The organism is Paenibacillus alvei DSM 29, from assembly GCF_000293805.1.
Taxonomy (GTDB): domain Bacteria; phylum Bacillota; class Bacilli; order Paenibacillales; family Paenibacillaceae; genus Paenibacillus_B; species Paenibacillus_B alvei.
Genome location: NZ_AMBZ01000023.1, coordinates 64,146 through 75,972, shown reverse-complemented (window position 1 = coordinate 75,972; position 11,827 = coordinate 64,146). Strand labels below are relative to the sequence as shown.

Below are 11,827 nucleotides of genomic sequence, written 5' to 3'. Positions count from 1 at the left end.
GAGGTAGTGGCCTTAGCCCCTACCATCTCCGTAGCGATAAAAATATCGTTTTGGTCGAGACTTGTAACTCTGAATATCTTTTAATAGATCAAGTGCATTTTTCCCCGTTCTCGGATCCGGTTTAGCCAAGAAGAACGATAAGCCCCCAACCAAACCCACCAATACAAAGGACAGAATATGTTGGGTGAAAAGGTAGACTATAAAAGCAATAGCCAATCCAATTACTGCTCCCGTTAATGTGATAAGTAATTCTCGAACTCCAAAACCAGGCAAAAATTCAAACCGAGATCTTACGTTTTTCGGTATAAAATACACAGTTTCATTTTTCGATGCAAAATCATCTTCATCGTAGAGCTCATTTCCCAATCTACTTCACCCCTTTGGACATAACTCTTCGCATGATTGCCATTGAACCGGCCTGTTGAGCAGCTCCTGCAGTCGCCCGACCAAATCCTGTTGAATATACGTATTGTTTGAGAATGGTTGGTGATTTATAGGTAACCCATACAAATCCAACAAACAACATGACATTAACCCAAGCTGCTGCATTAAAGTTAAGGAGTGCAAAAAAACTGCACTTTATTAAAAACATTTGAACGGCTTGGGCAAGAGACAAATTGAGGACTTCTCTCCACCAGGATTGGAACGCCTGACTGTTGGGGTTAGTAAGTCCTAAAGCCATAAACGAACCTACCGCTGCAGCGACTGCTAATTCAGCTGCCCTAATGAAGGTTTGTACTAATACAATAATCAAAATGATTAATGCGAACAGAACAGCAAGTGAGATCAGCAGCGGATAAAATTGAGAACTCAAAGCCGAATGGATAAGTTGCTCAAGCGGTGTCCTCATGGTTTGATAATTAACGCCCGGTAATGCCGCAACATCTCCGGCTATGTCCGAGCCCCATTTGTAGGCTTGCCTAACGATCCATGGAACTGCACTTACAACTGCAATTGCTTGGCTTCCTCTTAAATATACTCCCGATAGATCTGCATCCGAATCCCCATCTTGACGAAGTATGTTGTTATACCATATTTCAAAGGCAAATTTCGCAACCAATATCGCTAGTGCCAATACTTGTGAATATGCGATCGCATCGATAACGACTGGTAGATCCAATACACTACTTGAAATACCATTGACAGCGTTTAAAAATTCAAGGAAAGCATTTACGGCATCTGCTGCAAGATTAGTAAACCACTTTTCTATTGATTCTTGGATCATATCACCAATCGGGTTCCACAAAGGTTGTGGTCGTAACAAAGTGTCACCCCCTATATATAGAAAAAACCGTCAAACTATTTAAGGTATGAGGTTAATAAAGCAACTAATCCGGATGCACCCATCGCTATTGAAGAATAGATGATTACATTCTTCATTTTCTTATTTCTTTCCGCCACAGCGCCGGACTCGCCATCAGCTAATGACTTCATCCAAGAATGCCATGCAAACATAAGGATAGCTGTAACCGGGATAATAGCGAGCAGCCAAGTAAAAGCAGCGTTGGCCAGGTTGATTGCTCCAGATACGATTTTGGGTTGTGACGCAAAAGCAGGCATAGCCGCAAACATCATGATCATAGTAAACATGCAGAAAAGACGAAGTGTCTTACTTTCATAAACTGCTTTCAATTTGTCTCTCATAAGAAACACACTCCTCAAGAATTAATCGACATCCATAAACATATCAGTATCAGATGATGCTGCAGTTTCTTCTTGTACTTCGAGTTCATCTGATGAGTAAGAGCTAGATTGATTCAAGTTTGGAATAAACATATCAACTTTATGAATTACTCTCTTTTCATCATCCTCAATGGATTTAAACTCTTGATCTGCTGGCCAAAGACTTAAATCAGGTAACGGTAATCTTGTTGGGTTCATCCCCCCGCGTAAAACTAGGGACATGTCCCTTGGCCATTTTAGAATTTCGTCGGGTGTTAGCAATCTTCGCCCTGTAAAAGAAGATGAACCACCACGATTCACATGATGTTGACCCACGTTATATGAGCTACCTTCCGTGGCAATGGTGTACATTCCCGTTCGTTTACTTAAATCTTCAGCTGTTTTATTGTCGTTAGTGCGTAGATAAATGGTATTCTGGGCATTACCTTTTATGGTATCTGCCACATGTTCTCCGTATTTTTGTGTCAGCTGACCATAGGCTTGGATAACCATATTCCATCGAATACCACGTCCTAGTGAAACTGTTAGCTTAGTATCAAAATCAGGGAAAGGCGGCATATTACCAAACTCATCAAGAAGCATGTTTACACGAATCGGAAGTCGGCCACCGCATTCATTTGCATACTCGACTAGGGCATCATAGGTCTGATTTACATACAGCGCAGCGTATGGATGTCTTGTAGTATCCTCGTCCGGAATAATGAGGAATACAGCTGTTTTTTCTCTACCAGCCCCAATAAGTTCGTGATCCTGGTATGAAGTAAGATAAGCAACAGAAGGATCAGCAAATAAACGCAAATGAGCTGAAACTGATGAGAAGAAACTACCTCGTGTACGTTCTGGTGCCAGAAACGCTGTTGCATACGCATCTCTTGCTGGATGATCCAGCGGCAGCCTTTCCATATAGTCATTTAGAGGTACATAATCAATAATCTGATTTCCCACTTTGACCTTTTGTACTCTTCCGAGTTCTACGAGCATTTTATAAACAGAATACATATGTTTCTGTTTTTCCGATGGAGCTTCCATAGCCACAGCTAGAATTAGTGCCGCAATAACCGATTCTGCACCATCACGCCAGATGGACTCTCCTTTATCAGAACCAGGTTTTTGGTAAACAAACATATGAGCAATCGTCCAAGCATGCTTGGTGGCCTCTGGAACATTCTTTTCACGTAATGCTTTTAAGACTGGCTCCATGTAATTGATACGATTTCCTTGACCAGGTTTACGAAAATCTATAAATCGAACGTTGTAGCCCCTTTTTCTCAAGCTTGTTGATGTCCGATCATACAGTTCACCTTTGGGATCCGTAATAATCATGGACTCACCGGCATGTGCTAACATCCAGATGGTTGGGAAGATAAGTCTTCGTGTTTTACCTGATCTTGTTGCCCCAATGATGATAGTGTTCGCATCGTCTTTATCGATATAGGCAAACTGTCTACCGCGATCAAGTAAAGCTCCAAGTACAATTCCACCTGCTAAAACCATCTCATGAAATTTCCATGTTGCCGTGGTTTTAGCTATTTCTTTTTCGGATTGCCAGCGACTGGTACCGAACTGGCCAGAACCAGCAGCTTCGGGTCCCCCAATATCTTGCATCTTATTTTTCTTGCCTGGGGTGTCTTTCCAAAAGATTAAGATAACCAAAGCAAAAACAATGAATTGCATAAACAGCCAGATCTTGAGCAAAAAACTATTATGTATGATCTGGGTGATTGATGATATAACACTAAAATCCTTAAACCAATGGGATGCAGCTTCAAATTGATATTTGACTACATATTCTGGAAGCAAAATCAGTGAAGGGAGAACAAGTATGTCTACTAGCAAAATAAAGTACAATGAAATCCATTTTGGTTTTAAGTAGTTTTTCATTATCCGTATTCACTTTCTTGAATATCGTTTTTGGCACCTACTAACTCTTTCGCAATCTGATCAATGGGCAAGCCCTGTGACTCTGCAATTTGAGTTAATAATTTAATGATGAGCTTCATTTCAAATTGAGTCCCGTGATTCAAATGATATTCAATTACTCGCTCAGATGAATCATGTTCGGATGTTAACTCGGTTAAAGCCGAAGGAAAGTGATGTATATAGTACTCAATTGAGTTTTCAAGAAGCCTCGTCTGCGCCCCTCGCGTTTTTTTAGCTTGATCCCAGCATTCTTGAGCCAATGGAGATAACATCAAACGCCCTGAGACTCTTGTTCTTCCCACTCTCCCCCCTCACTTTCAATCGTTTTTCCAAATTCGATTCAATAGACTGGTACATTTGTACCACCTCCTCTCCCAAAATAAAAGGTCTTAAAGCTCATATCTTGTTTAGGTGTATTTTCCTAAACTAATTAAGACATTGAACCAAAAGACCCATTGGTATCGGTATTAAGTATGACAAATTTTATGACAAAATGGAAGTATTTTCACGAATATTGTCTAAAATAATCCAAACTTAATGACCGTCTATTCTTTTTCTTGTTCTTTCTGAGCTTCTCGCTGAAGCCGTTTTTCATTTCTTCGTCTTAGCATCTCTCCTTGTGCAAGTGTTTTATTTCGCTCCTGATCGAGCCCGTTCCATAGCGACTTCCACAATTTCTTTGCGATATTCAAACCATTACTTTGGTTATAATCATGACTATTTTTACTGACCCAAATATAAGGAGATTGAGCTCCGAGTACGTTCGTTAACGATTCGTAATCTTTTTTACTGACAACCGGCGTTCTTCCCCAAATTTTTAACTCATTATGTTGTTTTTCAACGAACTCAATCGATTCCGTTATCTTTTCCATATTTAACTCGGACCCAGACCTGTGATTCCAATCTACAACCATGTTCTTCACTTGTTCGTATTCTAATCCCGCAGAAAACAGAATCTTGGCAAAGTTTTTTACATTTTCATAAGCTTTATCTCGTATACCAATCTGCTTCGCAAGTATCTCAATATCCCCTGATCTCTTTTCAAGAATAGGAAGCTTATCGACAACTATTTGAGGTAGATTCTGAGTGGTACGAGCCCATGTCTCAACACGATCACGAATATCCAAACGCTCTTCACTATTTTTCAAGAATGAGATATAGGTTTTTGCTGTCCATTCTGCTTCTTTGATCTCATTAATTTTATGAACGCTATTATCAATTTTTTGAATTGCTTCGCTAAATTTTTCAGCATTCAATACCATTACCTCTTTTGTAATCCACGGGTATTTAAGGTCTTGGTTAATGGCGTTACAAATCTTTTCCCATGTTCCTTTTCTCAGGAAGTTTGTATCTGATTCATCTACCTTCTTTAGAATTTTATTTAGGTTTGGAATATGGTTTTCTTTGTTCAGTTCAGTCATAATTTCTTTTCTCTCTTGAGGCGAAACCCCCAACTGTTTTAAAGCAACGGTCATGCAAAAAGCAATGTACCCCCTTTCTTGTGAATCAAACTCATTATGAAACTTCCCTTTTCGAAAACCATTTAGAACATCTTGTTTAAGCTCCTGGATTACTATTTGATCTTCTTTAATCTCCCATGGGTATTCTGCTTTAATACCCATATTGTTTGTGAACCGTTTCCAGTCTCTTTCACTAATCAATGACTTGGCAGATGCATCGAGGTTTTTGTCAGAAGCCTTCAATAACCGCTCAATTTCCGATGATTCTACCCCTGCTCTATCTAGTATATTTTTTACAGATTCCCTTTCTTGACCAGCAAATCGAAGGACATTCGCAGCTACTTCATGCATTACTTGGTCATTGTTATTCTCGTTTCGGGGCTGACTATTTACGTCTTTGATGAGTCCACCAATTGAATTTGCAGTAACTCCAATCTCTGCTTTTTCTAGCCACTTTAGAGCCAAGTTGTGCTGAAATTCAGGTGAGCATCCAATCTCACGTAACGCTTCAAATGATCTGCGCATAACCTCTATGGGCCTTGTATCAACAATCCTTCCGCTTGCCCTACTGAATTGTTGGACGGCAAGAGCTGCTCGCTGCGGATCTACTTTAAGATATACATCTTTCTTTGATTCTGCAGCAGCTCGTAATACAACCTGCGCTACCCTCTTTTCAAGATCAGCCATCGCTTTATCTTTAGCCTTTTGAATGTCTTCAGGTTTAAAAGAATACTGTTTTGTCATCCACTCCACTGAAGACAAGTATCTTTGCTTCGCATCAAAGAATGCCGGCTTATCTAGCAGCCATCTCGTTGTATCAAGTACATGCAATTTAATCTCTGGGGACATGTACTGAAAAGCTATCCTACCTCGATCTGGTAATAACTCACCAAGCCTATTCAATCGATCCGCAATATCTTGCTTATCATTCATGTATAGTTTAGGTGCAATACTGTTATCAATAATCCCCATACTCTGGTGTTCAAGCTCAACATCTTTCTGCAGCTCACGAACATCCCGTATTAGACCAACAACGTTACCTAATTGCTCTTTTGATAGTCCTCTTATGTATTCTCTTGTTGCAGTTTTCTCCTGATTAAGGATCATCCGTTCTTCAGCGAACACTTCTCTTGCAAATGACCTTTTTACATCCTCCATTAACTTGGCATTAAGAATGCCCCTTCTTCGAACCGGATTTTTCTCCCACATAACAAGGTGCACATGAGGGTGCCCCTTTTCTTGGTGGAATGCGGCCACCCAATTCAAGTTTGTTTCTGGGATCCCCATTTTCGCTGCTGCTTCTGGAACCGAAGCACGTAGTGCGTTCTCCCATTTTTCACGCTCTGTGAAGCCAACCCTCTTTGCGTCTCCTTCTGTTAGACTAAGTACAACTCGGTAAACAATTCCTTTATGCTCCTCGAGCTCCTTTTGGATTTTCATCAAATTCGGTTTCTCGTCGCTATAAGAAAATAAACCGTGAGATCCTGGACGTTCGTCTGCATACTTTACGTGTCCTGCAGCAGTCCCTGGCTCCGGCTCATGAAACTCTCCTTCTATCTCTTTATCAAAATCAAGGCTGCTATCGTTCTGGTATGCTTTCTCCTCTTCCCCAAAGTCAGAACCAGGACGTGTTGCAATATAGCCAATATGAGCAGCGTTTTTTGATTGGATTACATTCGTTCCTCTCTCCGGAATATAAAATCTGATCTTACAAACAAACGGAGCTTGAAATCTAGCATGTTCCTCACTTAAGGTTCCGTAGTTTTTGGTCATGATGATTATTCCTCTGACTCAGGCTTCGATCGAGTAAAAGCTACCGCTTTTTTTCGAGCAATATCATAGATGTCTCGAACATCACGCTGCCCCATTCTTCCCAATACTTCTAAATTCGTATACATGGTTGTCGCGGAAGCAATTGTCCCTTTTACAGCTAATTTGGCCATCCGTTCTTCCGTTGGCTTTATCGACTCAGCAACAGCTCGTCTGATTTGAGGAAGAACATATCCAATCGCTTGTTCAGCTAACTCGCGCTCAGCTTGCTCACGAAGCATTCTTCTCATTGTATCTGTCTGTGACTCATTATTCATAATCGCAATGGCCGCGATCATTCTTTCTAAATCATCTTCAAGTCGTAAGCGTTTAGGATGCCCCAAAGTGTTTATTGATTCTTTTGCCATATGTACCACTCCCTAAGTCCAGTATTCAAGTAAAATATACCATATGTAGTCATAGATTTGATGAATATAGAGCAGTTTTTCATAGAACGTAGTCAAAAAAGAGAAAAGACTCATACATCGTAGTCACTAATGTAGTCACATTAACAATATAATATAACTGGCTTTGCCAGATACGCGTAGTCACGCACGGAAACGTGCCTTATCCTGCATTACACGACTAGCACCCTCGAAAAACGTCTCGGGATGGTCGTGCTCTGCCTCGCTCAGCTCCGTTTTTTAGTACGAGCAACCAAGTTACTCATCACCAAATTTGAATTACATTCCTGGTAATTGATCATTTTATTTGTATTGATAGCAGCCCCTACTTCAAGAAAATAGAGTCCTAAAAGCTTACATATGCAATTGACCGGGTAAGCTGTAGCATCGTAATTCCGATGACCATAGTTTTACACCACTTGTAACTTTTTAATAGCATTCTGATAAGCACGGTCATATAGTTCAGTGAGCTTTGCAATGACAACTGTGAACAAATCGCAATTTCCATACTTGTTTTGAATACTGATTAATTCTGAATCAGAAGGCGAAAAATAATGATATATCAATTCAAGATCATCTCTATGAATACCGAAAAAATCACACTCTGGAGCTTCAATAACCTCTTTGTACCAAGTATCGTCACACTCAAGTTGGTCTAGTGAATACGCTTTTAGCAATCTATTACGAACAAAGGTTGAACGACCTTCTAAAATCCACGGCATTCGTTGTCTCAAAATATATACCTCCCTCACCGCACTACACACATCATAATCATATTATGATCTCTTAACAGTTATATGTGTGTCAATCGAACACACATATCAAAATCTAGGTTGGATAATACGTGTGTTCAAAGAACACGTACACATAAAAATAATCAAACATATGTATGTGTGTCCTCGGAACACACCTGAACACAAACATCAAAAAACCTTGATATAACAAGGAAAATCAATAGTGTGTTCTCAGAACACATTGGGACACACATAAACACATTCATGAAAATAATAGGTCTTCCCTTAGTGATCGTAAAAAAGAAGCTCCCTATATCGGAGCTTTAATGTCTATCTTCTGACTATAAAAGAAAACTTATAATAGAGTATGAGATTCGGAATATTACTAATTTATCCACTCACCTCATTTTTAATTTATTCATTTTGTTAGCAAACTTATAATCGAGACAATGCCAACAATGCCTACAGTGATTGAAGCAGTGATAGCAAACCCTTTTTTGAATTTTTGGTCGGTTTCTGGATCTCTCAAGTTGAACACCACCTGTTCATTAAACGTGTACTGCGTTTTCTTAAAGCTTCTCATTTTCCAGTACGTCAATAAGCATACTACTCTGTTCTTTATAGAATTCCTCTTCACTATTCGTATATTTTTGATGTCTTTCATATAAAGCAACGTAATCACCAAAAGTTGTTTCCCTTGAAGTAACTACTCCACCACATTTAGCATTTATTTGATCAGCAAAAACTTCATTATTAAAAGGAAAAGCCAATGCCTCATCGCTTACAAATTCATAACTAAACGCATTTTTTACCTGGCTTTTACGTGCCAATTCACCTGCATAATACAACTCCCCCAGTTTTACCAGCCAGTAACGATGTTTAGCGTTTCTATCCACTTTAATACACGCCCCTATTCACTTTGTATCTTCCAGCGCACATTCTGTATCATTTGTATTCTCACCGATTGCAACACGAATGATTGATAACGCTTGTTTGTACTTTTCTAAATAAATTCACTATGTTTTGGAAACTATCTCGAACGGCTTTAAATTTCTGAATTTACTCCTCCAAGGGATTAATATATGAACCTTCTTTTGGATCTATTTGTATTATTACCCCACCGAGCCTCTTACCAATTATTGACAATTGTTCTTCATGCAATTTCACCTCCATAATATTGAAGTTCTTTACAATAGACACTCAATAAACTTCATCTAATTGTTTTGCAATGTATACGAAAATACCACTACCTACAAATGCAGTGGAAATTACTACTGCATAAGCACTAAAACCTATGAAATCCCGAAAGTTATTAAAGAAAAAGAATCCAATATTTGTTCCAATAAAAACAATAATACTAATAACCGCTAAGATAAAGAATGTGCATTTCATGAATGCTCGCATAACAATTCTGTTTCGTTGTTAATAGGCGCTTCTTAGTTGCACGAATGGCTAACATATCTACTATCTCGACAACATGCGCCCCTATATTGAATTTTCGTCTTCTTCTACGATGACGCTCCAAGAATTATACGAACGCATGTCTGCTTCTGTCGCGTTGAGAGCTATAAGTATGTAGGGCAGTCTTTAAATGAATAGTTTTCATTAAAATATTGAACGACAGCATCAGTTCCCACTTTATTTCAATAGACTATTTCTCAGGCTGGTTAATAAAATTTCTTTAAATTGTTCATGAGTGAATTTTTGTTTAATCTGCCGCTCTAAATATGACTTGTCATGTGAATAATCCAAATCTACATGGAGTCCTTTATAAGTGTATGCCGTTCCACCTGTCCTGGCTTTCTTAACGGATTTTGGTGGTTCAAATGACCATTTAACAAAGCCCTCATACGTAGCGTCAGGGCCTTGATGTTTGTCATTACTGCTTCCACTGAATGAAATCTCGATAGTAAAGTCATTGATTAGCAATATTACATATTGTTCATTCCTCGAAACTGATATACTATTTCTTTTTAATGATTCTTCATTAGCACAAAGCCATGCATATAGTTTTTCAGAAATTATGTCGTTTATATTTTCTCTTGTTTTCCTAAAAGACTCATTCCGTTTTTCAGTTAACATTTGTTCCGAATTCTGTATTACATAGCATTCGAGTATTCCCTTTATTTCTTCAGATAGTGTTTTCATGGTATCTATCTCCTTACAACTTAGTTTTTAATCGGAGTTCATCATAAGGAAATCCGCAGCCATCCCCCCTCACTTGTTTGCGCGAATATAGTACAAGTCGTTCGCGCGATCTTCAAGACGAGCAGATGCTCAAAGAGTATGTAGCCATTCTTCACTATCAATGAATAACGGATGATGACCTTGCCGAAATATGACGGGGAGATGAATCATCGCTTCTAAAAAATTGCATCCCGCAGTTTCTGCGGCAAAAAACCTGCTAGTACGTACGATTTACGATTAGTTATTGTACCTGCATCGATTGACTTTGCCTTTACTACAGAATAATATTCTTCATGGCCAATGTAATTAATCGTATGCGGAACATCGAATGTAGTGTTGCATACATCAGGATCACCATACGAACGATATGTCCAACATGGAGATGGCCGGACTGGATAAACCATGCATTCTTGTTGCTCGTTGAGTAACGGACATGGTAGCTGAAGCTCAAAGTAGTTCGTCTTTATTTCTTCTTCATGTTCAAGTATGTTTTTCAGTTCATTGGTATTCCGTGGCGCTGGACCTAATGTAGCATCCAACCGATTCGCCGTATCATTAATACGTTGTTTTATAGCTTTTCTTGTCTCGTAGTCATAGTTGCGCTCAATATAATTCAGAATGACCTCGACCTCAAAACCATTCACGAGTATAGAATGACTGCAGCAAGCAGCGCATCCTTTACGACACGTAGACTCAATTTCGATATTAGCTTCAGTCTTGTCAATTAGACTGGACATATCCTCGACAAGAGTAGCATACTCACGAAATTTAACTTTCCCACCCGAAAATGCTTTTGGGACGCGTTCTTTTACATATCTGGAAAGAACAACGCCTGACTCACGCTCTAATGTTTCTTTTTTTCATTATCTAGAGACATTGAATTTCCTCCCTGATTCAACTGTTGTTTAATGCATCAGTTAAAACGTTTCTAGTTTTCTCTCTAAAGTTATTGATCTTCAGGAGAGTCTTGTTCAAAACTATCATTTCATACAACAAAGTATTCACTTTGTATCTTCTAGCGCACATTCTGTATCTTTTAATTCAGTTGAAAATTTCTTAAGAGCTGAATTGCAATCTTTTATGTCTTTTTTAACTGAATTCAAAACCGCTTCTCCCTGATCGGCTAAAGAAACCAGACGCTTACTTAATTCTTCAAGCCTTTGTTCCAAAGCGAGTCTAATTTCCGACATTTCATTTCTTGATAATTTCATCAGATAAACACATCCTTTTCAATTTAGATACTCGAACACATAAGCTACTTCAGAATCGTGAAACTTCAATATTTACATATCCTCTTTCCTTAAATTTTTCCCAAGCTTTTAATGCTGAACGAACAGCTCCTTGATTAACATCAACTTCATCACATACAAGCTCCAAATGATCTAAGGTGACTTCGATATGTTTAAATAATCTTGAACCAGATTCCCATAAGATTTTATAAACCTTTCCGTCCTCATCGACAATGAAATATATGTGATCATTGCTGAATGCTTTTCCGCGAACATAAAATTTAACTTTATGGGATTGGGCTCGCTTTCTTGATTCCTCTAATCTACTGGCTTCCAACTCGCTCATTTTTTTGATATATCATGCAGTGTGGGCAACTTCTTTATGTCCATGTTATGTACTC

At 38.9% G+C, this 11,827-nt stretch carries 13 protein-coding genes; all 13 read right to left on the bottom strand.

The annotated features are described in order from the left end of the window. Positions 1 to 12 precede the first annotated feature (12 nt). The 13 genes from PAV_RS31705 to PAV_RS31640 all read right to left on the bottom strand — a co-directional run bounded on the left by PAV_RS31705 (position 13) and on the right by PAV_RS31640 (position 11,772). Entirely contained in the window at positions 13 to 366 is a 354-nt protein-coding gene (locus PAV_RS31705; protein WP_005552668.1) for a PrgI family protein, read from the bottom strand. A gap of 1 nt (position 367) precedes the next feature. Next, positions 368 to 1,264, bottom strand: a complete 897-nt coding sequence (locus tag PAV_RS31700; RefSeq protein WP_005552666.1) for a conjugal transfer protein TrbL family protein — start codon at positions 1,262 to 1,264, stop codon at positions 368 to 370. Positions 1,265 to 1,299: 35 nt separating this feature from the next. After that, positions 1,300 to 1,644: a hypothetical protein gene (locus PAV_RS31695; protein ID WP_005552665.1), complete on the bottom strand. Its 345-nt coding sequence runs from the start codon at positions 1,642 to 1,644 to the stop codon at positions 1,300 to 1,302. Positions 1,645 to 1,665: 21 nt separating this feature from the next. Beyond that, positions 1,666 to 3,564: a VirD4-like conjugal transfer protein, CD1115 family gene (locus tag PAV_RS31690; protein ID WP_005552663.1), complete on the bottom strand. Its 1,899-nt coding sequence runs from the start codon at positions 3,562 to 3,564 to the stop codon at positions 1,666 to 1,668. Further along, positions 3,564 to 3,905 carry a hypothetical protein gene (locus PAV_RS31685; protein ID WP_005552661.1) on the bottom strand — a complete coding sequence of 114 codons (342 nt, stop codon included), beginning with the start codon at positions 3,903 to 3,905 and terminating at the stop codon, positions 3,564 to 3,566. Before PAV_RS31685 ends, PAV_RS31690 begins: the two co-directional genes overlap by 1 nt. 243 nt (positions 3,906 to 4,148) lie before the next feature. Beyond that, positions 4,149 to 6,836 (bottom strand): MobP3 family relaxase, encoded by a 2,688-nt coding sequence (gene mobP3 / locus PAV_RS32965; RefSeq protein ID WP_005552659.1) that lies wholly within the window; start codon positions 6,834 to 6,836, stop codon positions 4,149 to 4,151. 5 nt (positions 6,837 to 6,841) lie between these two features. Continuing rightward, positions 6,842 to 7,240, bottom strand: a complete 399-nt coding sequence (locus tag PAV_RS31675; RefSeq protein WP_005552657.1) for a hypothetical protein — start codon at positions 7,238 to 7,240, stop codon at positions 6,842 to 6,844. Positions 7,241 to 7,686: 446 nt separating this feature from the next. Continuing rightward, positions 7,687 to 8,010, bottom strand: coding sequence for a hypothetical protein (locus PAV_RS31670; protein ID WP_005552655.1), 324 nt, complete (start codon positions 8,008 to 8,010; stop codon positions 7,687 to 7,689). Positions 8,011 to 8,579: 569 nt separating this feature from the next. Further along, positions 8,580 to 8,906, bottom strand: coding sequence for a hypothetical protein (locus PAV_RS31665; RefSeq protein ID WP_005552654.1), 327 nt, complete (start codon positions 8,904 to 8,906; stop codon positions 8,580 to 8,582). A gap of 742 nt (positions 8,907 to 9,648) precedes the next feature. Beyond that, entirely contained in the window at positions 9,649 to 10,158 is a 510-nt protein-coding gene (locus tag PAV_RS31655; protein ID WP_005552651.1) for a hypothetical protein, read from the bottom strand. A 215-nt stretch (positions 10,159 to 10,373) separates the two neighbouring features. Then, positions 10,374 to 10,934, bottom strand: a complete 561-nt coding sequence (locus PAV_RS31650; RefSeq protein WP_005552650.1) for a YkgJ family cysteine cluster protein — start codon at positions 10,932 to 10,934, stop codon at positions 10,374 to 10,376. A gap of 264 nt (positions 10,935 to 11,198) precedes the next feature. Next, the gene (locus tag PAV_RS31645; RefSeq protein ID WP_005552649.1) at positions 11,199 to 11,408 is read right to left on the bottom strand and encodes a hypothetical protein; all 210 of its coding nucleotides are present in this window, start codon (positions 11,406 to 11,408) and stop codon (positions 11,199 to 11,201) included. 49 nt (positions 11,409 to 11,457) lie between these two features. After that, positions 11,458 to 11,772: a hypothetical protein gene (locus PAV_RS31640; protein ID WP_005552648.1), complete on the bottom strand. Its 315-nt coding sequence runs from the start codon at positions 11,770 to 11,772 to the stop codon at positions 11,458 to 11,460. Positions 11,773 to 11,827: the final 55 nt, after the last annotated feature.